Raw genomic sequence first — 26,328 nt, 5'->3', positions numbered from 1 at the left:
GGGAAGCGACGCAACAACATCCCGCAGAGCACCAGGCCGGTGCGAAAGCACCGAACCCAGCGATCCCATCACACCATGCACGAAAAATACGTTCCCTCCGACGTCGAAGCCACCGCGCAAGGACAATGGCGCGCCATCGACGCCTACAAGACGACGGAAACCACCGACAAGCCCAAGTTCTATTGCGTTTCGATGCTGCCGTATCCGTCGGGCAAGCTGCACATGGGGCACGTGCGCAACTACACGATCAACGACGTGATGTACCGCTATCTGCGGATGAACGGCTACAACGTGCTGATGCCGATGGGCTGGGACGCGTTCGGCATGCCGGCGGAAAACGCGGCGATGGCCAACAACGTCCCGCCCGCGCGGTGGACCTACGACAACATCGCTTACATGAAGAAGCAGATGCAGTCGATGGGCCTCGCGATCGACTGGTCGCGCGAAGTCGCGACCTGCAGCCCCGATTACTACAAGTGGAACCAGTGGCTGTTCCTGAAGATGCTCGAAAAGGGCATCGCGTACAAGAAAACCGGCACCGTGAACTGGGACCCGGTCGACCAGACCGTGCTCGCCAACGAGCAGGTGATCGACGGGCGCGGCTGGCGCTCGGGCGCGCTCGTCGAGAAGCGCGAAATCCCGATGTACTACATGCGCATCACGCAGTACGCCGACGAACTGCTGAACGACCTCGAAGGCCTCGGCTGGCCCGAGCGCGTGAAGATCATGCAGCAGAACTGGATCGGCAAGAGCTTCGGCGTGAACTTCGGCTTCCCGTATGAAATCGACGGTGAACAGAAGCTGCTGCGCGTGTTCACGACGCGCGCCGACACGATCATGGGCGTCACGTTCTGCGCGATCGCCGCCGAGCATCCGCTCGCCACGCGTCTTGCGCGGGACAAGCCGGAATTGCAGGTCTTCATCGACGAATGCAAGCGCGGCGGCGTCGCCGAAGCCGACGTCGCGACGATGGAAAAGAAGGGCATGGCCACCGGCTTCTACGTCACGCATCCGCTGACGCAGGAGAAGGTCGAGGTGTGGATCGGCAACTACGTGCTGATGAGCTATGGCGAAGGCGCGGTGATGGGCGTGCCGGCGCACGATGAGCGTGACTTCGCGTTCGTGAAGAAATACGGTCTGCCGGTCAAACAGGTGGTGACGGTCGAAGGCAAGCCGTTCTCGACCGACTCGTGGCAGGAGTGGTACGGCGAGAAGACCGGCACGCTGGTCAACAGCGGCAAGTACGACGGCCTTTCGTATGACGAGGCGATCGACCGCATCGCCGCCGACCTGAAAGAACTCGGCCTCGGCGACAAACAGATCACGTGGCGTCTGCGTGACTGGGGCGTGTCGCGCCAGCGCTACTGGGGCACGCCGATCCCGATCATCCACTGCCCGACGTGCGGCGACGTGCCGGTGCCGGAAAAGGACCTGCCGGTCGTGCTGCCGGAAGACCTCGTGCCGGACGGCACGGGCAATCCGCTCGCGAAGTCCGAGGCGTTCGTGAACTGCACCTGCCCGACATGCGGCGGCGCGGCCAGGCGCGAAACCGACACGATGGACACCTTCGTCGATTCGTCGTGGTACTTCTACCGCTACGCGTCGCCGGACGCGAAGACGATGGTCGACGAGCGTACCGACTACTGGGCGCCGATGGATCAATACATCGGCGGCATCGAGCACGCGATCCTGCATCTGCTGTACTCGCGCTTCTGGGCGAAGGTGATGCGCGACCTCGGCCTCGTGAAGTTCGGCGAGCCGGCGAAGAACCTGCTCACGCAGGGCATGGTGCTCAACGAGACGTACTACCGCGAAAACGAAGCGGGCAAGAAGACCTGGTACAACCCGGCGGATGTGACCGTGTCGTTCGACGACAAGGGCCGCCCGGTCGGCGCGGTGCTCAACGAGGACGGCCAGCCGGTCGTGCTCGGCGGTGTCGAGAAGATGTCGAAGTCGAAGAACAACGGCGTCGATCCGCAGATGCTGATCGATCAGCACGGCGCGGATACCGCGCGTCTGTTCGTGATGTTCGCTGCGCCCCCGGAGCAGCAGCTCGAGTGGTCGGGTTCGGGCGTCGAGGGCGCGAGCCGCTTCCTGCGCCGCGTGTGGAACTTCGGTTACACGAATGAAGCCGCGCTGCGCGCGGGCGGCCAGCTCGACGCCGCGCAACTGAACGACGCCGACAAGGCGCTGCGCCGCGAGATCTATACCGTGCTGAAGCAGGCCGATTTCGACTATCAGCGTCTGCAGTACAACACGGTGGTGTCGGCCGCGATGAAAATGCTCAACGCGCTCGACGGCGCGAAGGGCGCCCAGCCGGCCGTGCTGCGCGAAACCTACGGCGTGATGCTGCGCGTGCTGTACCCGGTCGTGCCGCATCAGACGTTCCAGTTGTGGCAGGAACTCGGCTACGCGGACGAATTCGGCACGCTGCTCGACGCGCCGTGGCCGAAGGTCGACGAGAAGGCGCTCGAGCAGGCCGAGATCGAACTCGTGCTGCAGGTGAACGGCAAGGTGCGCGGCGCGCTGACGGTCGCGAAGGACGCGTCGCGCGAAGCGATCGAGCAGCTCGCGGCCGCGCACGAAATGGTCGCGAAGTTCAGCGAGGGCAAGGCGCCGAAGAAGATCATCGTGGTGCCGGGCCGTCTCGTGAACGTGGTCGTTTGACGTTGCCACCGCATCATCCGTCGGACGGAGCGCCGCTGCGCTCCCCGGCACCGCGAATCCACAGCGAACCGGGAGTGAATGTGACTCGCAGATCGTTTTTGACGCTCGCTTGCAGCGTAATGATGTTATCGGCCTGCGGCTTCCAGTTGCGCGGCCAGCAGGACTACGCGTTCAAGCGCCTGTATGTGACCGGCGCAACCCCGGCCGCCGCCGCGCGGCTCACGCGCATGATCCAGGGCGGCAGCGACACGGTGGTGGTCAACTCGCCCGCCAACGCCGACGCGATCCTGCGGATCACGCAGAATCGCAACCAGAACACGCTGACGCTGAACTCGCTCGGCGTCGTCGCTGAGTACCAGTTGAATCTGCAGATGATCTACACGCTGACCGGCAAGGACGGTACCGTGCTGATCCCCACGAGCGTGATCGCATTGAACCGCGCGATGACCTATAGCGACCAGTTCTCGCAGGCGAAGGCCGCCGAGTCCGACATCCTGTTCGCCGACATGGAAAGCGACGCGATCGACCAGTTGACCCGCCGTCTTGGCGTGGTGCGCTCGCTTCATCCGGCGCCGGGCGAAGCCGTGCCGGGCGTTGCGCCGCGCGCGCCGCTGCCGCCGCCGCCGCTGTGAGCGCGAGGTTATTCATGAGCGTTATTCACGACCGCCATGCGTGATTTCCCGCATTTCATCCTTTCCGCCGACCGCTAGCCATGCAACTGCGACCTGACGCGCTCGAAGCGCATCTCGCCAAGGGACTCGCCGGACTGTACGTCGTGTACGGCGACGAGCACCTGCTCACGCAGGAAGCCTGCGACCGCATCCGGGCGGCGGCGCGCGCGGCGGGCTTCACCGACCGTTCGGTGTTCACGGTCGAGCGCGGTTTCGACTGGAGTTCGCTGTTGGGCGCGAGCCAGTCGATGTCGCTGTTCGGCGACCGCCAGCTCGTCGAGCTGCGCATTCCGTCGGGCAAACCGGGCAAGGAAGGCGCGGACGCATTGAAGGCGCTCGCGGCCGGCGTCAACGACGACGTGCTGACGATGATCACGCTGCCGCGCCTCGACGCGGCCACGCAGAAGTCGGCGTGGTTTACCGCGCTCGCCGACGCGGGCGTCGCGCTGAAGATCGATCCGGTCGAGCGTGCGCAATTGCCGAACTGGGTCGGGCAGCGGCTCGCGGCCCAGGGCCAGCGCGTGGCGGCCGGCGAGGAAGGGCGGCGCGCGCTCGCGTTCATCGCCGAGCGCGTCGAAGGCAATCTGCTCGCCGCGCATCAGGAAATCCAGAAACTCGGGCTGCTGTATCCGTCGGGCTCGCTGAGCTTCGACCAGATTCAGGATGCGGTGCTCAACGTCGCGCGCTACGACGTGTTCAAGCTCAACGAGGCGATGCTGGCGGGCGACGTCGGCCGGTTGGCGCGCATGCTCGACGGGTTGCGCGGCGAAGGCGAGGCCGCTGTGCTGGTGCTGTGGGCCGTGGTCGAGGAAGTGCGCACGCTGCTGCGGATCAAGCGCGGTGTTGTGGCCGGCAAGCCGCTCGCGATGCTTACGCGCGAGAACCGCGTGTGGGGGCCGCGCGAACGGCTGATCGGGCCGGCGCTGTCGCGCGTGAGCGAAGCGGCGCTGGAGAAGGCGCTGGCACTGGCGGCGCGGCTCGACCGGCAGGTGAAGGGATTGTCCGGCGGCACGCCGGGCAATCACCGCAACGCTCCGCCGCCCGATCCGTGGGATGGCCTGTTCGAACTCGCGATGACCGTGGCCGCGCCTGGACCATCGGCAGCGCCGCCAGTGCCGCCGCCACAACCTCGGGCTTCCGCCGCCGTGCCCGCGCGCAGGCCAGTCTGACGCGCGACGCGGGCAGGGCGGTGAGCTTTGCCGGGCATGACGTTTCATGTTTCGCGCCGGCGTTGAAGTGACGGGCGCGGCGGCAAATGAAGCGGCAAGTCAAAGCACAAGCAAAGCAACAACCGCCGCTCGCTGCGTGCTTCCGACCCCCCGGTCCGTGCGCCGCACTCCGCGCAATCCATGAGCGAGTCCGCGACACCGCGGCGCACCAGGCGCCCGTAAGCAAGCAAAGCCCCTGCACCCGACTTACAATCGTTCGATCTTTCGCTAATCCCGCCCGACCATCGCGCACTACAGTGCGAGGCATCACGAGAATGACCATGGATATCGACCAGTACATGACCGACCTCGGCCGGCGCGCCCGTCAAGCTTCGCGCGCGATGGCGCGTGCGTCGACCGCCGCGAAGAACGCCGCGCTGGCGGCCGTCGCCGAGGCTATCGAGCGCGATGCCGACTTGCTGAAGGCCGCCAACGCGCGCGATCTCGAGCGCGCCCGCGACAAGGGTCACGACGCCGCGTTCATCGATCGTCTGACGCTGTCGGACAAGGCGCTCAAGACGATGGTCGAAGGCTTGCGCCAGGTCGCGGCGCTCGCCGATCCGATTGGCGAGATCAGCAACCTCAAGTACCGGCCGAGCGGCATCCAGGTCGGGCAGATGCGCGTGCCGCTCGGCGTGATCGGCATCATCTACGAATCGCGCCCGAACGTGACGATCGACGCCGCGGCGCTATGTCTGAAGTCCGGCAACGCGACGATCCTGCGCGGCGGCTCCGAGGCGCTCGAATGCAATACCGCGCTCGCGAAGCTGATCGGCGAAGGGCTCGCGGCGGCCGGTCTGCCGCAGGACGCGGTGCAGGTGGTCGCGACCCCGGACCGCGCGGCGGTCGGCAAGCTGATCACGATGACCGGATACGTCGACGTGATCGTGCCGCGCGGCGGCAAGAGCCTGATCGAGCGGCTGATGAACGAAGCGCGCGTGCCGATGATCAAGCATCTCGACGGCATCTGCCACGTGTATGTCGACGATCGCGCGGATCTCGCGAAGGCGCTCAATGTTTGCGACAACGCGAAAACGCACCGCTACGGCACCTGCAACACGATGGAAACGCTGCTGGTCGCGCGCGGCATCGCGGCGGAAGTGCTGCCGCCGCTTGGCAAGCTGTATCGCGGCAAGGACGTCGAACTGCGCGTCGACGCGGCGGCGCGCGCGGTACTCGCCGATGCGGGCGTCGGTCCGCTCGTCGACGCGACCGAGGAAGACTGGCGCACCGAATACCTCGCGCCGGTGCTCGCGATCAAGGTCGTCGACAATCTGGACGCGGCGATCGAACACATCAACACATACAGCTCGCAGCACACCGACGCGATCGTCACCGAAGATCACGACCGCGCAATGCGCTTCCTGCGCGAAGTCGATTCGGCGAGCGTGATGGTCAACGCATCGACGCGTTTCGCGGACGGCTTCGAGTTCGGCCTCGGCGCGGAGATCGGCATCTCGAACGACAAGCTGCACGCGCGCGGCCCGGTCGGCCTCGACGGACTGACGTCGCTGAAATACGTCGTGCTGGGGCACGGCGAGGGCCGGCAGTGAGCGCTTCGCCGCACCACACGACAAGGGACCGCCGATGCTTTGGGTAAAGACGTTTCACATCGTATTGATTGCCTCCTGGTTTGCCGGCCTGTTCTATTTGCCGCGCATCTTCGTCAATCTGGCGATGGAAACGGAGCCCGCGGCGACGGCGCGTCTGCTGATCATGGCGCGCAAGCTGTTCCGCTTCATGAGCTTCATCGCGGTGCCGGCCATCGCCTGCGGGTTGTGGCTATGGCTCGTAATCGGCATCGGCAGCGGACAGGGGTGGATTCACGCGAAGGTCGGCGTGGTCGTGCTGCTGGTCATCTATCACATTTATTGCGGCGTGCTGCTGCGGCGCTTCGAGCGCGGCGAGAATCGCCGCTCGGACAAGTGGTACCGGATGTTCAACGAGTTGCCGGTGCTCGGCATGCTGGCGGCCGTCGCGCTGGTGGTGATCAAGCCGTTTTGAGCGGCTGCCTTCGACGCGCCTGCGCGCTTATTTACGTCTGAACGTATCGCCGCATCACCCCTGCGAATCCACCCGCCGCCGGTGGATCACCTCCTTCGTCTGCGCAAGCTTTTCCACCAGATCCGGCCCGCGGCTCAGCGCGACGCCCACCGCGAGAATGTCACCGATCGCCAGATGCGACACGCGCGAGGTCATCGGCGAAAAGATGTCGGTGTCTTCGTCGACGTTCGCAAAAAGACCCACCGTCGCGAGCCGCGCGAGCGGCGAGTTGCCATGCGTGATCGCGATCACCTTCGCGCCCGCGTGCAGCGCGGCCTTCGCGGCGTCGATGATGTCGCGCGTGCGGCCGGTGTTCGAGATCGCGACGACCACGTCGCCCGCGCCCAGCAGCGCCGCCGACATCAGGAACGTATGCGGGTCCGAATACGCGACGCTCGGCATGCCGAGGCGAAAGAACTTGTGCTGCACGTCGAGCGCGGCGATGCCCGAGCCACCCGCGCCGTAGAACTCGATGCGCCGCGCCCGCGCGAGGATGTCGATCGCCGCCGCGACGCTATCCGACGACAGGTTGTTGCGCACCTGGATCAGCGCGCCGATGGTCCGGTCGAGCACCTTCGCGGCGACGCCCGGCGTCGGCTCGTCGGGCCGCACGTCGCGATAGACGGCGGGCACTTCCGCGGCGATACCCTGCGCGAGACGGATCTTGAACTCGCGAAACCCCGAAAAGCCGAGCGCGTGACAGAACCGCGCGATCGTCGGCTGACTGACGCCCGCGCGCGCGGCGACCTCGGTCATCGACAGATCGAGCACCTCGCGCGGTGCCTCGATCACGTAGTCGGCCAGCTTGCGCTCGGACGGGCGCAACTGGTCGCGCATCTCTTCCACCTGGGACAGCATCATCGGAAAACTCGCACTATGCTGAAGAACGTGTGGACTATATCCGATCGGCCGATGGCGCACAAAAGCTAGGTACAAAAACTACATTTCGGCGAGTAAGTGTATTCCCTGGGTTTCCATCGCAACGCTTGAAAGTACCGTAGATAGGGCGATTCGCCGATATGCGCGATGCGGCGTTGCAGCAGAATTCTTGATTGCGATCGTGTAGTTTTTCTACTAAGATTGGCGTCGTCCGATAACACAACCCCGCGATACCGCCTGGCGCCATGCGTATGCCCACCGCCAGCGACGAAGGAGCTCCGATGGTTTCCCCGCATTCGCAATTGTTGAAGGTCACGCAGCGCGTGATCGAGCGCAGCAAGCCCACCCGTGAAGCGTATCTGGCGCGCATCCATCACGCGCAAGGCAAGTTCCCGGCGCGCGGCGCGCTCTCCTGTGCCAATCTGGCCCACGGTTTCGCGGGCCTCGAGGGCAACGACAAGCTCGTCATCAAGCAGATCCGCGAGCCGAACATCGGCATCGTGTCCTCGTACAACGAAATGCTGTCGGCCCACGCGCCGTACAAAAACTACCCGGACATCATCAAGCAGGCGGCGCGCGAAAACGGCGGCGTCGCGCAATTCGCGGGCGGCGTGCCGGCGATGTGCGACGGCATCACGCAGGGCAACGCGGGCATGGAGCTGTCACTGTTCTCGCGTGAAGTGATCGCGATGAGCACGGCGGTCGCGCTGACGCACAACATGTTCGACGCGGCGCTGTGCCTCGGCATCTGCGACAAGATCGTGCCGGGCCTGCTGATCGGCGCGCTGCAGTTCGGCCATCTGCCGATCATCTTCGTGCCGGCCGGCCCGATGGCGAGCGGCCTGTCCAACGACGACAAAGCCAAGACGCGCCAGTTGTTCGCCACCGGCCAGTGCGGCCGCGAGGCGCTGCTCGAAGCGGAAGCCGCCGCGTATCACGGTCACGGCACCTGCACGTTCTACGGCACCGCGAACAGCAACCAGATGCTGATGGAAGTAATGGGCCTGCATCTGCCGGGCTCGGCCTTCGTGCATCCGCATACGCCGCTGCGCGACGCACTGACCGCGCAGGCCGCGCGCCGCGTGCTCGATATGACGGTCGAGCGCGGCAACTACATGCCGATTGGCCATGTGGTCGACGAAAAGGCGATCGTCAACGGCATCATCGCGCTGCTGGCGACCGGCGGCTCGACCAATCACACGCTGCACCTGGTCGCGATTGCGCGCGCGGCGGGCATCGTGATCGACTGGGACGATTTCGACACGCTGTCTCAGGCGGTGCCGCTGCTCGCGAAGATCTATCCGAACGGCAAGGCCGACGTCAATCACTTCCACGCGGCGGGCGGCGTCGCGTTCCTCGTGCGCAATCTGCTGGAAGGCGGCCTGCTGCACGAAGACGTGAACACCGTCGCGGGCAAGGGCCTGAAGCGCTACACCGAGGAGCCGAAGCTGATCGACGGCAAGCTGCAGTGGGTGGCGGGCGCCGACGCGAGCGCGGACACCGCGGTGCTGCGCGGTATCAACGAGCCGTTCCAGCCGGACGGCGGCCTGCGTCTGATGCAGGGCAAGCTCGGCCGCGGCGTCATCAAGATTTCGGCGGTCGCGGCGCAGCATCGCAAGGTGAAGGCGCCCGCCATCGTGTTCGATTCGCAGGAAGCGGTGCAGGAAGCGTTCGATAACGGCGAGCTGAAGCGTGACTTCATCGCGGTGGTGCGCTTCCAGGGCGCGCGTGCAAACGGCATGCCCGAACTGCATCGTTTGACGCCGCTGCTCGGTGTGTTGCAGGATCAGGGTTTCCATGTCGCGCTGGTGACCGACGGCCGCATGTCGGGCGCGTCGGGCAAGGTGCCGGCGGTGATTCACCTGTCGCCGGAAGCATTGCTGCAAGGCCCGATCGGCAAGGTCCGCACCGGCGACATGCTGGTGATCGACGCCGAGGCCGGCGTGCTCGACATCGAGATCGACGCGGCCGAATGGGCGGCGCGCCAGTGCGACGAGCCGAAGCATCAGGCGGACAACGAAGTCGGCTTCGGCCGCGAGCTGTTCGGCGTGCTCCGCGCGGCGGCGGCGCCGGCGGAGCAGGGCGCGTCGGTGTTCGGCCGGCTGGTCGGCGAGGGCGGCGCGCATGGCCATGACAGCCACCATCAACACGGCCACAAGCACAGCGACAAACACACGAGCACCGCGCAAGCCGGCGCGGTGCCGCAGAAACAAGGAGTCTGACCATGACGGCGAAAACAGTAAGCGATATCGTGCGCCTCGGCCCGGTGATTCCGGTCCTCGCGTTCGACTCGGTCGAGCAGGGCGAACACGTGTCGCGCGCATTGCACGCGGGTGGCGTGAAGGTGCTGGAAATCACGCTGCGCACGCCGGCGGGCATCGGCGCGATCGAGCGCGCGTGCGAACTCGCCGATGACATCGTGGTCGGCGTCGGCACGATCACGAAGCCCGAGCATTGCCTGCAGGCGAAAAAAGCGGGCGCGCAGTTCGGCGTGTCGCCGGGCCTGACCAAAGAGATGCACCAGGCGGCGCAGGACGCGGGCCTGCCGCTGCTGCCGGGCGTGATGACGCCGTCGGACATCATCATGGCGCTCGAACTCGGCTACGAGATCGTGAAGTTCTTCCCGGCGCAGCAGGCGGGCGGCGTGCCGATGCTGCAGGCGTTCCACGGCCCGTTCCCGACGCTGAAGTTCTGCCCGACCGGCGGCATCACGCCTGAAACGGCGCCGCATTTCCTGTCGCTGCCGAACGTGGTCTGCGTCGGCGGCTCGTGGCTCACGCCGAAGGCCGCGCTCGCCGCGCAGAACTGGGACGAAGTCACGCGCCTTGCGCGCGCCGCGAGCCAACTGGCCGCGCCTGCTCATTAAGAACGATATCGGCGTCCGTTACCGTACCGGGTCCGATATCCCGAGTCTCGTCGATACAGCCGCTCACGGCTGTCGCGCCGAGACTCTTTTTTTGCTCGCCAGGGGCGCTGGATCTGGCGCATGTTGGGTAAACAGACAGTAAAATTCAGCGACCGCGCCGCCAGCCGGGTTTTCAGGCATCGCGCAGGTTGCCGTGAGACGAAGTGCTGGCCGTGTTCCGCACTCAGAAATCAATAACGTAAAGGAGGAGCTTCATGGAAGCTGTCCACGGCAGCATGCTGCTGGTCTACGCAGTGATCGCCATCGCCTTGCTGATCCTGCTGATCACGCGCTACAAGGTTTATCCGTTCCTCGTCCTGATCATCGTCTCGCTGCTGCTCGGCCTCGCGGTCGGCATGCCGATGCAGACGATCGTCAAATCGTTCGAAACCGGTAACGGCAACACGCTCGGCCATATTGCGATCGTGGTCGGTCTCGGCACGATGCTCGGCAAGATGATGGCCGAGTCGGGCGGCGCCGAGCGCATCGCCACCACGCTGATCAACCTGTTCGGCGAGAAACACATCCACTGGGCGATGATGCTCGTCGCGATCATCGTCGGTTTGCCGGTGTTCTTCGAGGTCGGTTTCGTGCTGCTGATTCCGATCGCGTTCAACGTGGCGCGCCGCACCAATAAATCGCTGCTGCTGGTCGGCCTGCCGATGGTCGCGGGTCTGTCCGTCGTGCACGGTCTGCTGCCGCCGCACCCGGCCGCGATGCTCGCGGTGCAGGCATATCACGCCGATATCGGCCGGACGATCGCGTACGGTCTGATCGTCGGCATTCCGTGCGCGATCGTCGCCGGTCCGCTGTTCGCGTTGCTGGTGAGCCGCTACGTGAAGCTGCCGGAGGAAAACGCGCTCGCCGCGCAATTCCTCGCCGACGAAGAGCAAAACGGCAACGGCGCGATAGCCGGCGCCGGCAAGAAGCAGCGCGACCTGCCGGGCTTCGGCGTCACGCTGTTCACGGTGCTGCTGCCGGTGATCCTGATGCTGATCGGCAGTTGGGCCGATCTGGTCTCGACGCCGAAGACGCTGCCGAACGACCTGCTGCGCTTCTTCGGCAACACCGACGTCGCGCTGTTGACGGCCGTGCTCGTCAGCTTCTGGACCTTCGGCGCGAGCCGGGGCTTCAATCGCGAGCAGATCCAGAAGTTCTGCGGCGAGTGTCTGGCGCCGATCGCGGGCATTACGCTGATCGTCGGCGCGGGCGGCGGTTTCGGCCGCGTGCTGATGGACAGCGGCATTTCGAAGGAAATCGTCAATGCGGCGAACGTCGCGCACCTGTCGCCGCTGCTGTTCGGCTGGCTCGTCGCGGCGATGATCCGCCTCGCGACCGGTTCGGCGACGGTCGCGATGACCACCGCCTGCGGCATCGTCGCGCCGATCGCGGCGGCGGGCGCGGTGCAGGTCCGCCCGGAGCTGCTGGTGCTCGCGACCGGCTCGGGCTCGCTGATTTTCTCGCACGTGAACGACGGCGGTTTCTGGCTCATCAAGGAATATTTCGGCATGACGGTGGGGCAGACCTTCAAGACGTGGTCGCTGCTCGAAACCATCATCTCGCTGATGGGGCTGGGCCTGACCTTCGCGCTCGCGGCGGTCCTGTAAGGAGTTTCAGATGATTCTGATCGCAATGGGCGTATCGGGCGCCGGCAAGACGAAGATTGGCGAAATGCTGGCCGTGCGCCTGCATTGCACGTTCACCGACGGCGACGCGTTCCACAGCGCCGCCAACAAGGAGAAGATGCACCACGGCATCCCGCTCACCGACGAAGACCGCTGGCCGTGGCTGAAAACGATCCGCGCGGCGATCGAGGAAAAGCAGAGGGCGGCCGAGACGGCGGTGTTCACGTGCTCGTCGCTGAAGCGCTCGTATCGCGATGTCCTGCGCGCCGGCGACCGGGACGTCTGCTTCGTTTATCTGAAGGGGTCGCGCGAGGTGCTTGCCGAGCGTCTGGGGCATCGCACCGGGCATTTCTTCGATCCGTCGCTGCTGCAAAGCCAGCTCGATACGCTCGAGGAGCCGGGTGACGACGAAGCGATCACGGTCAGCATCGAACTGACGCCGGACGAGATCGTCGACGACGTGCTCAGGCAGATTGGGCAGCGTTGATTGATTCGCCGTCCGCGTACAGACGAAAAAAAGCCGCTTGCTTGAAGCGGCTTTTTTTATGCGCCGTCGCAGATCAGCCGATCCGCTTCGCCAGCTCGACGGCGTTGCCGATGTACGACGCCGGCGTCATCGCGAGCAGACGGTCCTTCGCATCTTGCGGAATCGCAAGACCGCCGACGAAGCTCTGCAGCGCTTCACGCGTGATGCCCTTGCCGCGCGTGAGTTCCTTCAGTTGCTCGTACGGGTTCTCGATGCCGTAACGGCGCATCACGGTCTGCACCGGCTCGGCCAGCACTTCCCAGCAATTGTCGAGGTCTTCGTTCAGACGCTGCGCGTTCACTTCGAGCTTGTCGAGGCCGCGGATCAGCGAGTCGTACGCGAGCAGCGAGTAGCCGAACGCGACGCCGATGTTGCGCAGCACCGTCGAGTCGGTCAGGTCGCGCTGCCAGCGCGACACCGGCAGCTTGTCGGCGAGGTGGCGCAGCGTCGCGTTGGCGAGGCCGAGGTTGCCTTCGGAGTTTTCGAAGTCGATCGGGTTGACCTTGTGCGGCATCGTCGACGAGCCGATTTCGCCGGCCTTGGTGCGCTGCTTGAAGTAGCCGAGGGAGATGTAGCCCCACACATCGCGATCCAGATCCAGCAGGATCGTGTTCGCGCGCGAGACCGCGTCGAACAGCTCGGCCATGTAGTCGTGCGGTTCGATCTGGATCGTGTACGGGTTGAACGTGAGCTTCAGGCGATTTTCGACGACGTCCTTCGAGAACGCTTCCCAGTCGAACTCCGGATACGCGGACAGGTGCGCGTTGAAGTTGCCGACCGCGCCGTTCATCTTGCCGAGCAGCTCGACCTTCGCGATACGGTCGATTGCGCGCGCGAGACGCGCGGCGACGTTGGCGATTTCCTTGCCGAGCGTGGTCGGGCTGGCCGGCTGGCCATGCGTGCGCGACAGCATCGGCTGGGCGGCCTGCGCGTGCGCGAGCGCGACGAGACGCTGATGCACCGAGCGCAGCGCCGGCAGGATCACGTGTTCGCGCGCGCCGGCGAGCATCAGGCCGTGCGACGTGTTGTTGATGTCTTCCGACGTGCACGCGAAGTGGATGAACTCGCTTGCGCGCTCCAGCTCTTCCCGACCCTTGACCGATTCCTTCAGCCAGTATTCGACCGCCTTCACGTCGTGATTGGTCACGCGCTCGATTTCCTTGATGCGCGCGGCGTCGTGCGCGGTGAAACGCTCGGCCAGTTGCAGCAGGAACTGCTCGGACGCCTCGGAGAAGCGCGGCACTTCGGCGAAACCGGCGCGCGACAGCGCGATCAGCCAGTGGATTTCAACCGTTACGCGATTGCGCATGAAAGCGGCTTCCGAGAGCCAGTCGCGCAGGGCTTCGGTTTTCGACGCGTAGCGGCCGTCGAGCGGGGAGAGCGCGTTCAGCGCGAACAGGGTATCGGGGTGGGTGTCGGACATGATGGAGGCGGGTGGAAGCGTTGAGCGCTCGGGGAGCGGATCGGAAACGGAGGGAACCGCGCATTTTACCACCGTGTATCGGGCGCTCCGCTGTCCGCTGGGGCCGTCGTGGGGCCCCGTGGAGCCTTGCGGGGCCGCATCCGCGCACGCCGCGCCGCTAGAATGCAGACTTCTTCCCTCCCGCCGGCAAGCGCAATCGCATGGAACTGAAATGGCTCGAAGACTTCATTTCGCTCGCGGAAACGCGTAGTTTCAGCCGCTCGGCGGAATTGCGGCATGTCACGCAGCCGGCTTTCTCGCGCCGGATCCAGGCGCTCGAAGCGTGGCTCGGCACCGAACTGATCGACCGTTCGGTTTACCCGACGCGGCTCACCGCGGCCGGCCAGGTGTTCAACGAGCAGGCGCTCGCGATGCTGTCGCAATTCCACGAGGCCCGCGTGCTGCTGCGCGGGCATACGGCGACGCCGCAGGCGACGATCGAATTCGCGGTGCCGCACACGCTATCGCTGACCTATTTCCCGCGCTGGCTGCAGCGCATCGAAGCGCGCACGGGCACGATTCACACCCGGCTGCGCGCGCTGAACGTGCACGACGCGGCATTGTCGCTGGTGGAGGGCGGCTGCGATCTGATGATGGGCTACCACCATCCGAGCCATCCGGTCGCGCTCGACCCGGGCCGCTACGACATGCTGACGCTCGGCCACGAGCCGATCAGCCCGTTTTCGGCGCCGTCCCGCGCGGGCCGCCCGCGCCACACGCTGCCGGGTACCGCCGACGCGCCCGCGCCGTATCTGTCGTATACGCCGAACGCGTACCTCGGGCGCATGACCGAGGTGATTCTCGCCAACGCGCCGGAGCGCCTGTATCTCGACCGGCTGTATGAAACCGACATGGCCGAGGGGCTCAAGGCGATGACGCTCGCCGGCCACGGCATCGCGTTCCTGCCGCATAGCGCGGTGGAGGATGCGGTGGCCGAAGGCCGGCTGATCCGTCTCGACCGCGCGACGCGCGGCACGCCGGAAGGACAGCTCACGCTGAGCATGGAAATCCGCCTGTACCGCGACAAGCTGGCGGCGCACAGCGACGACGCGCGCCAGCTTCTCGTGCGGCAGTTGTGGGATGTGGTGTCGGAGGAATTGCGGCGCGGCGCGGCATGAAAACCGGAATCGAACCTGCGTCCCGACGACGCGAATTTGCGGCTTTCCGAACGTTATGCAAGAAAAACATAACGGGATAAGGAAACGGCATTGGATTTCAAAATGGCGTTTTCCCACAATGCACGTATTCGTTCAACGCCGGAGCGTTCATGTCATCCCAGCAAGAAGCCGCACAAATCGCCACAACGTTGCAGTCCGTTCCCTCCTACCTCAATAGCGAAAACCTCGGCCCCTGGGGCAACTACCTGCGCCAGGTCGACCGCGTCGCGCCGTATCTCGGCTCGCTGTCCCGCTGGCTCGAAACCCTGAAGCGCCCGAAGCGCATCCTGATCGTCGACGTGCCTATCGAACTCGATAACGGCACGGTCGCGCACTTCGAAGGCTATCGCGTGCAGCACAACGTGTCGCGCGGTCCGGGCAAGGGCGGCGTGCGTTATCACCAGGACGTGACGCTCTCGGAAGTGATGGCGCTGTCGGCGTGGATGTCGGTGAAGAACGCGGCGGTGAACGTGCCGTACGGCGGCGCGAAGGGCGGTATCCGCGTCGATCCGCGCACGCTGTCGCGTGGCGAGCTGGAGCGCGTGACGCGCCGCTACACGAGCGAAATCGGCATCATCATCGGACCGAATACCGACATTCCCGCGCCGGACGTGAACACGAACGAGCAGATCATGGCGTGGATGATGGACACCTACTCGATGAACCAGGGCCAGACGGCCACCGGCGTCGTGACCGGCAAGCCGATCACGCTCGGCGGCTCGCTCGGCCGCCGCGAGGCGACCGGCCGCGGCGTGTTCGTGGTCGGCTGCGAAGCGGCGCGCCGCATCGGCTTCGACATCGAGGGAGCGCGCATCGCGGTGCAGGGCTTCGGCAACGTCGGCGGGATCGCCGCGCGTCTGTTCCAGGAAGCGGGCGCGAAGGTCGTCGCGGTGCAGGACCACACCGGCTCGCTGTACAAGTCGACCGGCATCGACGCGGTCGCGCTGCTCGAGTACGTCGCGAAGACGGGCGGCGTCGGCGGTTTCCCGGAAGCGGACGCGGCGACGAACGAAGAGTTCTGGACGGTCGAATCGGACATCCTGATTCCGGCGGCGCTCGAAAACCAGATCACCGAAAAGAACGCCGGCAAGATCAGGACGAAGATCATCGTGGAAGGCGCGAACGGCCCGACCACGACGGGCGCCGACGACATCCTGCACGATCGCGGCATCCTCGTGATTCCGGACGTGGTCGCGAATGCGGGCGGTGTGACGGTGTCCTATTTCGAGTGGGTGCAGGATTTCTCGAGCTTCTTCTGGACCGAGGACGAGATCAACGAGCGTCTCGAGCGCGTGATGCGTGAAGCATTTGCCGCGGTGTGGCAGGTGTCGAGCGAGCAGAACGTGTCGGTGCGGACCGCGGCGTTCATCGTCGCGTGCAAGCGGATTCTGCAAGCGCGCGAAATGCGCGGCCTGTACCCCTGATCGGCTCTGCCCGAGCCTGTTTTGATACCGTTTGAGGTTGTCTGAAACGGCGGTTGCGCGGCCCGGCCTTGGCCTGGGCGGCGCGGCCCCCCTTTTTCATGCGTGAGCGCCGTCCACGAGACGGCGTACAGGCCCCGGACCGGCGGGCGGCATCGTGAGCGATGCCGCCCGCCTTTGCATATCCGCGAAGGGCTCGCGCGCCGGCGCCGTGATCCTTCGCGGCGTGCGCGCAACAGCATGGTTAATAGCAATACTTTCAGAAAAATTACTTTGCTAAACTGGCGCCGGTTCTTGCCAAGGAGATCAAGATGAAGGTTAAAAAAGCTGCGCTGCTGCTCGCTACTCTCGGATTGTTGACGGTCGGCGCGCATGCGCAAGATTCGGGCACGCTGAAAAAGATCAAGGACACGGGCGTGATTTCGCTGGGCCACCGCGAATCGTCGATTCCGTTTTCGTATTACGACGACAAGCAGAACGTGATCGGCTACTCGCAGGAATTCGCGATGAAGGTGGTCGAAGCCGTCAAGCAGAAGCTGAACATGCCGAACCTGAAGGTGAAGCTGGTTCCGGTCACGTCGCAAAACCGCATTCCGCTCGTGCAGAACGGCACGGTCGACATCGAATGCGGCTCCACCACCAATAACCTCGAGCGCCAGCAGCAGGCCGCGTTCACGAACACGATCTTCGTGATCGGCACGCGTCTGATGACCAGGAAGGATTCCGGCATCAAGGACTTCCCGGATCTGAAGGGCAAGACGGTCGTGACGACCGCCGGCACCACGTCCGAGCGCCTGCTTCGCAAGATGAACCAGGACAAGAACATGGGCATGAACATCATTAGCGCGAAGGATCACGGCGAGTCGTTCCTGACGCTGTCGACGGGCCGCGCCGCGGCGTTCATGATGGACGACGCGCTGCTCGCCGGCGAGCGCGCGAAGTCGAACAACCCGAACGATTTCGTGATCGTCGGCACGCCGCAATCGCGTGAGGCTTACGGCTGCATGCTGCGCAAGAACGATCCGGAGTTCAAGAAGGTCGCCGACGACGCGATCGCGAAGACCCAGCTTTCCGGCGAAGGCGACACGATCTACAAGCGCTGGTTCGAATCGCCGATCCCGCCGAAGGGCCTGAACCTGAACTTCCCGATGAGCGACGACATGAAGGCGCTGTTCAAGAACCCGAATGACAAGGCAATCGACTAAACCTTAGCCGCTTTTCGACACTTTCGAAACGCTGAACGGAACGGAAGGGGCCACGCGCTTCTTCCGTTTCTTTTTGCTGGAGTCTTGGTTATGTCATATCACTGGAACTGGGGCATTCTGCTGAGTCCCGTCTCCACCGGCGAGCCCACTACCTATCTGGGCTGGCTGCTCTCGGGGCTATGGGTGACGGTCACCGTGTCGCTGTCGGCATGGGTGATCGCGCTGATCGTCGGTTCGTTCTTCGGCGTGCTGCGCACGGTGCCGAACAAATGGGCGTCGGGCATCGGCACCGTCTACGTCGCGATCTTCCGCAATATTCCGCTGATCGTGCAGTTCTTCATCTGGTATCTGGTAATACCGGAATTGCTGCCCGTTTCGATCGGCACCTGGTTCAAGCAGTTGCCGCCCGGCGTGCAGTTTTTTTCGTCGTCGATCATCTGTCTCGGGCTCTTCACCGCCGCGCGCGTGTGCGAGCAGGTGCGCTCGGGCATCAACGCGCTGCCGCGCGGCCAGCGCGCCGCCGGTCTCGCGGTGGGCTTCACGCAATGGCAGACGTACCGCTACGTGCTGCTGCCGGTCGCGTACCGGATCATCGTGCCGCCGCTCACCTCCGAGTTTCTGAATATCTTCAAGAACTCCGCGGTCGCCTCGACGATCGGTCTGCTCGATTTGTCCGCGCAGGCGCGCCAACTGGTCGACTACACGTCGCAGACCTATGAGTCGTTCATCGCGGTTACGGTCGCGTACATGCTGATCAACCTGATCGTGATGCAACTGATGCGCTGGGTCGAAGCAAGAACCCGGCTGCCCGGCTATATAGGAGGCAAGTGATGCATCATTTCGACTGGAGCGGTATTCCGGGCGCGCTGCCTACGCTGTGGACCGGCGCCATCGTCACGCTCAAGATCACGCTGATCGCGATCGTGTTCGGCATCATCTGGGGCACCATTCTCGCGATCATGCGGCTGTCGTCGATCAAACCCTTCGAGTGGTTCGCGAAGGGCTACGTGACGATCTTCCGTTCGATCCCGCTCGTGATGGTGCTGCTGTGGTTCTTCCTGATCGTGCCGCAGGTATTGCAAAGCGTGCTCGGTCTGTCGGCGGACATCGACATCCGGCTCGCGTCGGCGATGGTCGCGTTTTCGCTGTTCGAGGCGGCGTACTATTCGGAGATCATCCGCGCCGGCATTCAGGCGGTGCCGCGCGGCCAGGTCAACGCGTCGTTCGCGCTCGGCATGACCTACCCGCAGGCGATGCGCCTGATCGTGCTGCCGCAGGCGTTCCGCGCGATGGTGCCGCTGCTGCTCACCCAAGGTATCGTGCTGTTCCAGGACACGTCGCTCGTCTACGTGATCAGCCTCGCCGACTTTTTCCGCACCGCCACGAATATTGGCGACCGTGACGGCACGAATGTCGAGATGGTACTGTTCGCGGGCGCGTGTTATTTCGTGATCTGCGTGATCGCGTCGAGCCTCGTCAAAGGTCTTCAGAAAAAGGTCGCAAGATGATCTCTATCAAGAATGTTTCGAAGTGGTACGGCCAGTTCCAGGTGCTGACCGACTGCACGACGGAAGTCAAAAAAGGCGAAGTAGTCGTGGTGTGCGGGCCGTCGGGCTCGGGCAAATCCACGCTGATCAAGACCGTCAACGGCCTCGAGCCGTTCCAGAAGGGCGAGATCGTCATCAACGGCCAGTCGCTGACGGACAAGAAAACCAATCTGTCGAAGCTGCGCTCGAAGGTCGGCATGGTGTTCCAGCACTTCGAGCTGTTTCCGCATCTGTCGATCGTGCAGAACCTGACACTCGCGCAGATCAAGGTGCTCGGCCGCTCGAACGACGAGGCGACCGCGAAGGGCCTGACGCTGCTCGAACGCGTGGGTCTGCGCGCGCACGCGGACAAGTATCCGGGGCAGTTGTCGGGCGGTCAGCAGCAGCGCGTGGCGATTGCGCGCGCGCTGTCGATGGACCCGATCGCGATGCTGTTCGACGAGCCGACTTCGGCGCTCGACCCGGAGATGATCAACGAAGTGCTCGACGTGATGGTCGAACTCGCGCGGGAAGGCATGACGATGATGTGCGTGACGCACGAAATGGGCTTTGCGAAGAAGGTCGCGCACCGCGTGATCTTCATGGACAAGGGCTTGATCGTCGAAGACGACCGCAAGGAAGACTTCTTCGCGAATCCGAAGTCGGATCGGGCGAAAGATTTTCTCGCGAAAATTCTGCACTGAGGGTTCACGTTCACGCGCGGGTCTTCGTCCGGTCTCGCGCCGGATGCGAAAAAGCCGCTCTCCGGAGCGGCTTTTTCGTTGGGAGCGCCTGATGTTTCTCGCGGCGAGATCTGGTTCGCGCGGCTCGCGCGGTGTCGTACCACCGGCGCTTGCCCGCTTATGACTCGAAGGCTGCCGCGTCGTCGGCGGCTTCGAGATCGGTTTCGCTGTCGGACGGGATCGTGGTCGCGCTGGTGCCCGTCGATGCCGCGATCGTCGTTGCCGAAGCCGACGCGTCGAGCGCCGGATTGCGCAGCTTGTCGAGCACCGACGCCGGCACCGGCAGGTTGGCGCGGCCGATCACCTCGCCATGCTGGAACATCAGCAGATCGCCCGGTGCGAACGCGGTCCACACTTCGTTGTCGGTCAGCGGCTGGGTTGCGATTACCGCGACGCGGTCTTCCGGCGTCGTGTACTTGGCGAAATCGATCGATACGTCCGCGTCGACCAGATGCGCGGTCGAAAACGGCCAGCACCGCACGAGATAGTGCAGATGCGTCGAGCAATGCGCGAACAGCGCCTGGCCGTTCGACATCAGGAAATTGAACACGCCGTACTGCGTGATTTCGCGCGCGAGCGATTCGAGCGCGGCGAACAGCTCTTCGAGCGGCGGCTGCTGCGCGCCCGGAAAAGCCTTGCGCAAACCTTGCAGCAGCGCGCAGAACGCGAGTTCACTGTCGGTCGTGCCGACCGGCTGGTATACGCCCGTCAATTCAGGGGCATAGTCTTGCAGATCGCCGTTGTGCGCGAAGATCCAGTGACGCCCCCACAGTTCGCGCATGAACGGGTGGCAGTTTTCGAGCAGGATATGTCCCTGCGTCGCCTTGCGGATATGCGCGATGGTGTTTTTCGATTTGATCGGGTAGCGCTTGACCATCTCGGCGATCGGCGAGGTGGCCGACGATTGATGATCGATAAAGAGGCGGCAGGCCTTGTCTTCGAAGAAAGCGATACCCCAGCCGTCGGCGTGGTGATCGGTGACGCCGCCGCGCGCCGCAAAGCCGGTGAAGGAGAACGTGACGTCCGTGGGCGCGGCGCAGTTCATTCCGAGAAGTTGGCACATGTTGCAGGTGAGCCTGTGAACGGAGCGAGCCGTTACAATAATGACTTTCCAAGCATATCACCGAGCCGGAGACGCCAAATAGCAAAATTGACGTGTGTTCGGGCCGCAACAGCGCGGTTTGACCAGGTCGATCGGCTGTGCGCGCGAAGTCTCGTTTCCCCGTTGCCATGACCGCTTCCAACCTTTCCTCCGATTCCATCACGCTCGTCCGCCCGGACGACTGGCACCTGCACGTCCGCGACGGCGCGATGCTGGCGGCGGTGCTGCCCGATACCGCGCGCCAGTTCGGCCGCGCGATCATCATGCCGAACCTGAAGCCGCCGGTCACGACCACCGCGATGGCGCACGCGTATCGCGAGCGCATCGTCGCCGCGATTCCCGAGGGGGCGAAGTTCGAGCCGCTGATGACGCTGTACCTGACCGACAACACGCCGCCCGACGAAATCCGCCGCGCGCGTGAAAGCGGCTTCGTGCATGGCGTGAAGCTGTACCCGGCGGGCGCGACGACGAACTCGGACGCGGGCGTCACCGATCTGATGAAGTGCGCGAAGACGCTCGAAGCGATGCAGGAAACCGGCATGCCGTTGCTCGTGCACGGCGAGGTCACGGATTCGGATATCGATCTGTTCGATCGCGAGAAGGTTTTCATCGACCGCGTGATGACGCCGCTGCGCCGCGAGTTTCCGGCGCTGAAGGTCGTGTTCGAGCACATCACGACGAAAGACGCGGTCGACTACATCCGCGAAGCCGGCGCCGCGCCGGACCTGCTTGGCGCGACGATCACCGCGCACCATCTACTGTACAACCGCAACGCGATTTTCCAGGGCGGCATTCGTCCGCATTACTACTGTCTGCCTGTGTTGAAGCGCGAGACGCATCGCGTCGCGCTCGTCGAGGCGGCGACTTCGGGCAATCCGCGCTTCTTCCTCGGCACCGACAGCGCGCCGCATCCGAAGGGGCTGAAGGAGCACGCATGCGGCTGCGCGGGCTGCTACACGGCGCTGCACGCGCTCGAGCTCTATACCGAAGCGTTCGACAAGGCCGGCGCGCTCGACAAACTCGAAGGCTTCGCGAGCTTCCACGGCGCGGATTTCTACGGTTTGCCGCGCAATACGGAGCAGGTCACGCTGCGCCGTGAGGAATGGACGCTGCCGGCGGAGCTGCCCGCGGGCGATACGCCGGTCGTGCCGCTACGTGGCGGTGAGTCGATCGGTTGGCGTCTGGTGTGAGGTCGCGGTAGATGCCGGAGCGTGGGACCGGGCAGGGTGCCGCGGATGAAACCGTGCATGAACCGCAACAATCCGTCTTCGCCGCAATCGACTGGTCGAGACCCTGGTTCGCGCAATTCTCCGGCCACGGTCAGCGCTGGCAGCGCGCCGCGCTCACGGGCTACGCGGAGCTGCTTGCCGCGATGAACGCCGATGCCGCCCGGATGCGGCAAACCACCGGGCGCGGCCAACGTCTCGCGTTCATCGCGCAGGACGATCTGCCGCCGGGCGCCGCATACGAGGCGCATATCGCGTCGACTGGCTGCGTGCCGACGCGCCACAATCTGCACGACTTCTTCAACGGCTCGATGTGGTTTGCGTTTCCGCGCATCAAGGCGGCGCTGAACACGCGGCAGTCGGCGGAGCTCGACGTGCTCGGCGTCGGTCCGACGCGCGGCGGTGTGCGCGACATGCTGACCCTCTTCGACGAAAACGCGCTGCTGTTCGCCTGCGCCGATCCGGCATTGAGCGCCGCGCTGCGCGGTTTCGACTGGCGGACGCTGTTCGTCACGCGGCGCGACGCATGGGGACGCCACTGCGAAGTGCGCTGCTTCGGCCATGCGCTGCTGGAAAAGCTGATTGTGCCGTTCAAGGGCTGCACCGCGCATGCATGGATCGTCGACGTGCCCGCCGCGTACTTCGAATGGGACACCGCCGCGCGGGACGCATGGCTCGACGAAGCGGTGAGCGCGGCGCTGCTGGAAACTCCGGCACTGACCAGTCGCATGTTCGCACCACTGCCGGTGCTCGGCATTCCCGGCTGGTGGCCCGACAACGAATCGCCCGCGTTTTACGACGACGCTGCCGTGTTTCGCGCGGGGCGGCGCCAGCGCTAGGCGCTGCGTGCTCCTTCAACCCTTTCAGCCGGCCATCGGCAATACCGCCGTTCGGTGTTAAAATCCGCGCCAGCAAAGCAGGCCAGGCAGTCGCGGCTTCGGCCAACGAGGGCGAGGAAAGTCCGGACTCCACAGGGCAGGGTGATGGCTAACGGCCATCCGTGGCGACACGCGGAACAGGGCAACAGAAAGCAAACCGCCGATGGCCCGGCGCAAGCCGGGATCAGGTAAGGGTGAAACGGTGCGGTAAGAGCGCACCGCGGCTGCCGCAAGGCAGACCGGCATGGTAACCTCCACCCGGAGCAATTCCAAGTAGGCAGGCGCGCATCTTCGCGATGCAGGACGGGGCCCCCGTCTCGTCTGCGGGTAGGAAGCTTGAGCGCGTCAGTAATGGCGCGCCTAGAGGAATGACTGCCACGCGCGCCGCGTCTTCGGACGCGGCGTGTGCACAGAATCCGGCTTATCGGCCTGCTTTGCCGCTGAATAAAAAATGCCGGCGTCCATGTGGACGCCGGCATTTTTTCATTTGAGCCGTTCGTAGCGGCCGAGGCTGCTGTCGTGGCGCTCAGGTCGCGACGATGTCGAACGAATGCGTGAGTTCGGCGGTCTTCGCGATCATGATCGACGCCGAACAGTATTTGTCATGCGACAGATTGATCGCGCGCTCGACGGTGGACGGGTTCAGATTCTTGCCGGTCACGGTGAAGTGGAAGTGGATCTTCGTGAACACCTTCGGGTCTTCGCTCGCGCGTTCTGCTTTCAACGTCACCGAGCAGCCGGCGATTTCCTGGCGACTCTTCTTCAGGATCATTACCACGTCGTAGGCCGTGCAGCCGCCCGTGCCGAGCAGCACCATTTCCATCGGACGCGGCGCCAGATTGCGGCCGCCGCCTTCAGGCGCGCCGTCCATTGCCACCAGATGGCCGCTGCCCGTCTCGGCCGCGAACGCCATCCCGTCCTGCCCCATCCAGCTTACTTTGCATTCCATGCTGTTGCTCCACCGCGCATCGCTATTCGAGACGGCATTGTAGCCCGGTGTTTGACGATCCGTACGAGACCGGCTGCGTCGCCAGATTCTGTCTGATGATTGATTTGGTGTTGCGACGCGGAATAGACAGGGGATGCGGGAATGTCCCTATCACTTTAGGGGTTTAACTCTATTCGATGTCTGATGCAGATCGGATTTTTAGAAGCTTGATGATTGATTTAAAAGGAAATTTCTCGATTCGGAGTAGATCATTATTTTCTCGCATTATGAGAGTGAATTTCGTAATGCAAATATTCTTGCGTCGCACAAGGGTGCCTCATATAATCACTTCATCGTTGCAGCAGGTTTGCAACTTCCGCTGTCTCCTCCACCTCCTCCTTTGGTGGATTAAACCCGAACCGCTCGTTCGGGTTTTTTTTCGTCCGTGCTGTTTCACCGCGTTTCGCTTCGTTGCGCTGGACTCCTCGCACGCTTTGACTTGTCGACGCAAATTCCTTTATAATTCAGGGCTTTTCCGCATCCGCGCCCGCGGAAGAAGAACCAGGGAGAGCCTGCACGCGCCTCGATGCGCACACTACAAGCAGGAAAAAACACATTGGGCGCAGCAATTTTTTTGGATCGATCATGAAGACGTTTTCCGCAAAAGCCCATGAGGTGACGCGCGAATGGTACGTGATTGACGCGACGGATAAGGTTCTCGGGCGTGTCGCCAGCGAAGTGGCACACCGTCTTCGCGGCAAGCACAAGCCTGAATTCACTCCCCACGTCGACACCGGTGATTTCATCATCGTCATCAACGCTGGCAAGCTGAAGGTCACGGGCAACAAGGTTACCGACAAGAAGTATTACCGTCACTCGGGCTACCCGGGCGGTATCTATGAAACGACGTTCGGCAAGATGCAGGAACGCTTCCCGGGCCGCGCGCTCGAGAAGGCGGTCAAGGGCATGCTGCCGAAGGGCCCGCTCGGCTACGCGATGATCAAGAAGCTGAAGGTCTACGCTGACGCAACGCATCCGCATTCGGCACAACAGCCGAAGGCGCTCGAGATCTAAGGGGAGCCCACATGATCGGTAACTGGAATTACGGCACGGGCCGCCGCAAGAGCGCCGTCGCACGCGTCTTCATCAAGGCTGGCAAGGGCGATATCGTCGTGAACGGCAAGCCCATCGCCGACTACTTCTCGCGCGAAACGTCGCTGATGATCGTGCGTCAGCCGCTCGAACTCACGAACCACGGCACCACGTTCGACATCAAGGTCAACGTGACGGGTGGCGGTGAAACGGGTCAAGCCGGTGCGGTTCGCCACGGCATCACCCGCGCGCTGATGGACTACGACGCAACGCTGAAGCCGCAACTGTCGAACGCTGGCTTCGTTACGCGTGACGCTCGTGAAGTCGAACGTAAGAAGGTCGGCTTCCACAAGGCACGTCGCAGGAAGCAATTCTCGAAGCGTTAATCGTTTCGGGCGCGAACCGGCTTTGCAGCCGGTTTGCAGCAAAAGCCGCCAACGCCATGCGCGAAGGCGGCTTTTTTTATGATTGGTCAGGATTCGCGGTGGGGTCCGTGCGATCGCGCCGCAGCGGATCGCCTTACGCCGGCTTTCAAGGAAGAACCCATTGATTTTGTGGGCTTCAGCACGATATTCCGATCAGCCCTACAATAGCGGTTAAAGCTTTTTGGAGAGTTCGAATGAACGCAGTCACCGATACCCCCGTGACCGAGATGCCGGCCCCCTTCGTTTTCACCGACGCAGCGGCTGACAAGGTCAAGCAACTGATCGAAGAAGAAGGCAATCCGGAGCTCAAACTGCGCGTGTTCGTGCAGGGCGGCGGCTGCTCGGGCTTTCAATACGGCTTCACGTTTGACGAAACGATCAACGAAGACGACAGCGTGATGAACAAGAGCGGCGTCCAGTTGCTGATCGACTCGATGAGCTACCAGTACCTGGTCGGCGCCGAGATCGATTACAAGGACGACATCAACGGCGCGCAGTTCGTCATCAAGAACCCGAACGCGACCACGACCTGCGGTTGCGGCTCGTCGTTCTCGGTCTGAGCGCGACGGCTGGTCAAGCCAATAAAAAACGGGGCTTCGGCCCCGTTTTTTATTGGCTGCTTACCGCGGAATTGCGCGC

General features: G+C 63.9%; 24 protein-coding genes and 1 other RNA gene. 21 read left to right on the top strand and 4 right to left on the bottom strand.

The genetic code is table 11. The features are described from left to right. Nucleotides 1-75: 75 nt before the first annotated feature. The 5 genes from leuS to QM685_RS32485 all read left to right on the top strand — a co-directional run bounded on the left by leuS (nt 76) and on the right by QM685_RS32485 (nt 6,550). Nucleotides 76-2,667, top strand: coding sequence for a leucine--tRNA ligase (leuS, locus tag QM685_RS32505; protein WP_415123241.1), 2,592 nt, complete (start codon nt 76-78; stop codon nt 2,665-2,667). 80 nt (nt 2,668-2,747) lie between these two features. After that, the gene (gene lptE, locus QM685_RS32500; RefSeq protein ID WP_415123239.1) at nt 2,748-3,299 is read left to right on the top strand and encodes an LPS assembly lipoprotein LptE; all 552 of its coding nucleotides are present in this window, start codon (nt 2,748-2,750) and stop codon (nt 3,297-3,299) included. Nucleotides 3,300-3,379: 80 nt separating this feature from the next. After that, a complete protein-coding gene (gene holA, locus QM685_RS32495; protein ID WP_415123237.1) occupies nt 3,380-4,507 on the top strand; it encodes a DNA polymerase III subunit delta in 1,128 nt (375 codons plus the stop codon). Between the two features lie 320 nt (nt 4,508-4,827). Further along, nucleotides 4,828-6,099, top strand: a complete 1,272-nt coding sequence (locus tag QM685_RS32490; RefSeq protein WP_415123235.1) for a glutamate-5-semialdehyde dehydrogenase — start codon at nt 4,828-4,830, stop codon at nt 6,097-6,099. A 34-nt stretch (nt 6,100-6,133) separates the two neighbouring features. Continuing rightward, nucleotides 6,134-6,550, top strand: coding sequence for a CopD family protein (locus QM685_RS32485; protein WP_415123233.1), 417 nt, complete (start codon nt 6,134-6,136; stop codon nt 6,548-6,550). Nucleotides 6,551-6,604: 54 nt separating this feature from the next. On the opposite strand, the gene QM685_RS32480 is transcribed toward QM685_RS32485, so the two are convergent. Further along, nucleotides 6,605-7,450, bottom strand: a complete 846-nt coding sequence (locus QM685_RS32480) for a MurR/RpiR family transcriptional regulator (protein ID WP_415123231.1) — start codon at nt 7,448-7,450, stop codon at nt 6,605-6,607. A 299-nt stretch (nt 7,451-7,749) separates the two neighbouring features. On the opposite strand from QM685_RS32480, the gene edd reads away from it, so the two are divergent. From edd to QM685_RS32460, 4 genes are all read left to right on the top strand, one after another. Continuing rightward, the gene (gene edd, locus QM685_RS32475) at nt 7,750-9,690 is read left to right on the top strand and encodes a phosphogluconate dehydratase (protein ID WP_415123229.1); all 1,941 of its coding nucleotides are present in this window, start codon (nt 7,750-7,752) and stop codon (nt 9,688-9,690) included. 2 nt (nt 9,691-9,692) lie between these two features. After that, nucleotides 9,693-10,334, top strand: coding sequence for a bifunctional 4-hydroxy-2-oxoglutarate aldolase/2-dehydro-3-deoxy-phosphogluconate aldolase (gene eda / locus QM685_RS32470; protein WP_415123227.1), 642 nt, complete (start codon nt 9,693-9,695; stop codon nt 10,332-10,334). A gap of 254 nt (nt 10,335-10,588) precedes the next feature. Beyond that, complete coding sequence (locus QM685_RS32465) at nt 10,589-11,980, top strand: GntP family permease (protein WP_415123225.1); 1,392 nt, start codon at nt 10,589-10,591, stop codon at nt 11,978-11,980. Between the two features lie 10 nt (nt 11,981-11,990). Further along, on the top strand, nt 11,991-12,485 hold the full coding sequence (locus tag QM685_RS32460; RefSeq protein ID WP_415123223.1) for a gluconokinase: 495 nt from the start codon (nt 11,991-11,993) through the stop codon (nt 12,483-12,485). Nucleotides 12,486-12,558: 73 nt separating this feature from the next. On the opposite strand, the gene purB is transcribed toward QM685_RS32460, so the two are convergent. Further along, on the bottom strand, nt 12,559-13,947 hold the full coding sequence (purB, locus tag QM685_RS32455) for an adenylosuccinate lyase (RefSeq protein ID WP_415123221.1): 1,389 nt from the start codon (nt 13,945-13,947) through the stop codon (nt 12,559-12,561). Between the two features lie 200 nt (nt 13,948-14,147). Between purB and QM685_RS32450 the strand changes: the two genes are divergently transcribed. The 6 genes from QM685_RS32450 (at nt 14,148) to QM685_RS32425 (ending at nt 19,999) form a co-directional block, all read left to right on the top strand. After that, complete coding sequence (locus QM685_RS32450) at nt 14,148-15,104, top strand: LysR family transcriptional regulator (protein ID WP_415123219.1); 957 nt, start codon at nt 14,148-14,150, stop codon at nt 15,102-15,104. Between the two features lie 149 nt (nt 15,105-15,253). Further along, entirely contained in the window at nt 15,254-16,567 is a 1,314-nt protein-coding gene (locus tag QM685_RS32445; RefSeq protein WP_415123217.1) for a Glu/Leu/Phe/Val family dehydrogenase, read from the top strand. A 308-nt stretch (nt 16,568-16,875) separates the two neighbouring features. Beyond that, nucleotides 16,876-17,769 carry a glutamate/aspartate ABC transporter substrate-binding protein gene (locus QM685_RS32440; protein ID WP_415123215.1) on the top strand — a complete coding sequence of 298 codons (894 nt, stop codon included), beginning with the start codon at nt 16,876-16,878 and terminating at the stop codon, nt 17,767-17,769. 90 nt (nt 17,770-17,859) lie between these two features. Then, nucleotides 17,860-18,600, top strand: coding sequence for an amino acid ABC transporter permease (locus QM685_RS32435; RefSeq protein WP_415123213.1), 741 nt, complete (start codon nt 17,860-17,862; stop codon nt 18,598-18,600). Beyond that, the gene (gene gltK / locus QM685_RS32430; RefSeq protein WP_415123211.1) at nt 18,600-19,277 is read left to right on the top strand and encodes a glutamate/aspartate ABC transporter permease GltK; all 678 of its coding nucleotides are present in this window, start codon (nt 18,600-18,602) and stop codon (nt 19,275-19,277) included. The genes QM685_RS32435 and gltK overlap by 1 nt, the downstream gene beginning before the upstream one ends. Continuing rightward, nucleotides 19,274-19,999 carry an amino acid ABC transporter ATP-binding protein gene (locus tag QM685_RS32425; RefSeq protein ID WP_415123209.1) on the top strand — a complete coding sequence of 242 codons (726 nt, stop codon included), beginning with the start codon at nt 19,274-19,276 and terminating at the stop codon, nt 19,997-19,999. The genes gltK and QM685_RS32425 overlap by 4 nt, the downstream gene beginning before the upstream one ends. A 157-nt stretch (nt 20,000-20,156) precedes the next feature. Here QM685_RS32425 and QM685_RS32420 read toward each other — a convergent pair whose 3' ends face one another. Further along, entirely contained in the window at nt 20,157-21,101 is a 945-nt protein-coding gene (locus QM685_RS32420; protein WP_415123207.1) for a class II glutamine amidotransferase, read from the bottom strand. 167 nt (nt 21,102-21,268) lie between these two features. On the opposite strand from QM685_RS32420, the gene pyrC reads away from it, so the two are divergent. From pyrC to rnpB, 3 genes are all read left to right on the top strand, one after another. Further along, nucleotides 21,269-22,330 (top strand): dihydroorotase, encoded by a 1,062-nt coding sequence (pyrC, locus tag QM685_RS32415; RefSeq protein WP_415123205.1) that lies wholly within the window; start codon nt 21,269-21,271, stop codon nt 22,328-22,330. Nucleotides 22,331-22,341: 11 nt separating this feature from the next. Continuing rightward, complete coding sequence (locus QM685_RS32410) at nt 22,342-23,205, top strand: DUF3025 domain-containing protein (RefSeq protein WP_415123203.1); 864 nt, start codon at nt 22,342-22,344, stop codon at nt 23,203-23,205. A gap of 74 nt (nt 23,206-23,279) precedes the next feature. Further along, an RNA gene (rnpB, locus tag QM685_RS32405) (RNase P RNA component class A) lies at nt 23,280-23,684 on the top strand. 86 nt (nt 23,685-23,770) lie between these two features. Here the strand turns inward: rnpB and QM685_RS32400 are convergent. Continuing rightward, nucleotides 23,771-24,193, bottom strand: a complete 423-nt coding sequence (locus QM685_RS32400; protein ID WP_415123201.1) for an OsmC family protein — start codon at nt 24,191-24,193, stop codon at nt 23,771-23,773. Between the two features lie 624 nt (nt 24,194-24,817). Here QM685_RS32400 and rplM point away from each other — a divergent pair. The 3 genes from rplM (at nt 24,818) to erpA (ending at nt 26,249) form a co-directional block, all read left to right on the top strand. Further along, nucleotides 24,818-25,246, top strand: a complete 429-nt coding sequence (rplM, locus tag QM685_RS32395; protein ID WP_013090508.1) for a 50S ribosomal protein L13 — start codon at nt 24,818-24,820, stop codon at nt 25,244-25,246. Between the two features lie 11 nt (nt 25,247-25,257). Next, entirely contained in the window at nt 25,258-25,650 is a 393-nt protein-coding gene (gene rpsI / locus QM685_RS32390) for a 30S ribosomal protein S9 (RefSeq protein ID WP_013090507.1), read from the top strand. A gap of 233 nt (nt 25,651-25,883) precedes the next feature. Then, entirely contained in the window at nt 25,884-26,249 is a 366-nt protein-coding gene (erpA, locus tag QM685_RS32385; protein ID WP_415123198.1) for an iron-sulfur cluster insertion protein ErpA, read from the top strand. The last annotated feature ends 79 nt before the right edge of the window (nt 26,250-26,328 follow it).

It is taken from the genome of Paraburkholderia sp. (genome assembly GCF_047605525.1).
In the GTDB taxonomy this organism is placed as follows: Bacteria; Pseudomonadota; Gammaproteobacteria; order Burkholderiales; family Burkholderiaceae; genus Paraburkholderia.
The sequence above is the reverse complement of the archived record's forward strand: the minus strand, read 5'-3'. Positions and strand labels throughout refer to the sequence as shown.

Coding starts and splice junctions, on each gene's coding strand:
- leuS (WP_415123241.1), top strand. CDS start 76: ATGCACGAAAAATACGTTCCCTCCGACGTCGAAGCCACCGCGCAAGGA.
- holA (WP_415123237.1), top strand. CDS start 3,380: ATGCAACTGCGACCTGACGCGCTCGAAGCGCATCTCGCCAAGGGACTC.
- QM685_RS32490 (WP_415123235.1), top strand. CDS start 4,828: ATGGATATCGACCAGTACATGACCGACCTCGGCCGGCGCGCCCGTCAA.
- QM685_RS32485 (WP_415123233.1), top strand. CDS start 6,134: ATGCTTTGGGTAAAGACGTTTCACATCGTATTGATTGCCTCCTGGTTT.
- QM685_RS32480 (WP_415123231.1), bottom strand. CDS start 7,450: ATGATGCTGTCCCAGGTGGAAGAGATGCGCGACCAGTTGCGCCCGTCC.
- edd (WP_415123229.1), top strand. CDS start 7,750: ATGGTTTCCCCGCATTCGCAATTGTTGAAGGTCACGCAGCGCGTGATC.
- eda (WP_415123227.1), top strand. CDS start 9,693: ATGACGGCGAAAACAGTAAGCGATATCGTGCGCCTCGGCCCGGTGATT.
- QM685_RS32465 (WP_415123225.1), top strand. CDS start 10,589: ATGGAAGCTGTCCACGGCAGCATGCTGCTGGTCTACGCAGTGATCGCC.
- QM685_RS32460 (WP_415123223.1), top strand. CDS start 11,991: ATGATTCTGATCGCAATGGGCGTATCGGGCGCCGGCAAGACGAAGATT.
- purB (WP_415123221.1), bottom strand. CDS start 13,947: ATGTCCGACACCCACCCCGATACCCTGTTCGCGCTGAACGCGCTCTCC.
- QM685_RS32450 (WP_415123219.1), top strand. CDS start 14,148: ATGGAACTGAAATGGCTCGAAGACTTCATTTCGCTCGCGGAAACGCGT.
- QM685_RS32445 (WP_415123217.1), top strand. CDS start 15,254: ATGTCATCCCAGCAAGAAGCCGCACAAATCGCCACAACGTTGCAGTCC.
- QM685_RS32440 (WP_415123215.1), top strand. CDS start 16,876: ATGAAGGTTAAAAAAGCTGCGCTGCTGCTCGCTACTCTCGGATTGTTG.
- QM685_RS32435 (WP_415123213.1), top strand. CDS start 17,860: ATGTCATATCACTGGAACTGGGGCATTCTGCTGAGTCCCGTCTCCACC.
- gltK (WP_415123211.1), top strand. CDS start 18,600: ATGCATCATTTCGACTGGAGCGGTATTCCGGGCGCGCTGCCTACGCTG.
- QM685_RS32425 (WP_415123209.1), top strand. CDS start 19,274: ATGATCTCTATCAAGAATGTTTCGAAGTGGTACGGCCAGTTCCAGGTG.
- QM685_RS32420 (WP_415123207.1), bottom strand. CDS start 21,101: ATGTGCCAACTTCTCGGAATGAACTGCGCCGCGCCCACGGACGTCACG.
- pyrC (WP_415123205.1), top strand. CDS start 21,269: ATGACCGCTTCCAACCTTTCCTCCGATTCCATCACGCTCGTCCGCCCG.
- QM685_RS32410 (WP_415123203.1), top strand. CDS start 22,342: ATGCCGGAGCGTGGGACCGGGCAGGGTGCCGCGGATGAAACCGTGCAT.
- QM685_RS32400 (WP_415123201.1), bottom strand. CDS start 24,193: ATGGAATGCAAAGTAAGCTGGATGGGGCAGGACGGGATGGCGTTCGCG.
- rplM (WP_013090508.1), top strand. CDS start 24,818: ATGAAGACGTTTTCCGCAAAAGCCCATGAGGTGACGCGCGAATGGTAC.
- rpsI (WP_013090507.1), top strand. CDS start 25,258: ATGATCGGTAACTGGAATTACGGCACGGGCCGCCGCAAGAGCGCCGTC.
- erpA (WP_415123198.1), top strand. CDS start 25,884: ATGAACGCAGTCACCGATACCCCCGTGACCGAGATGCCGGCCCCCTTC.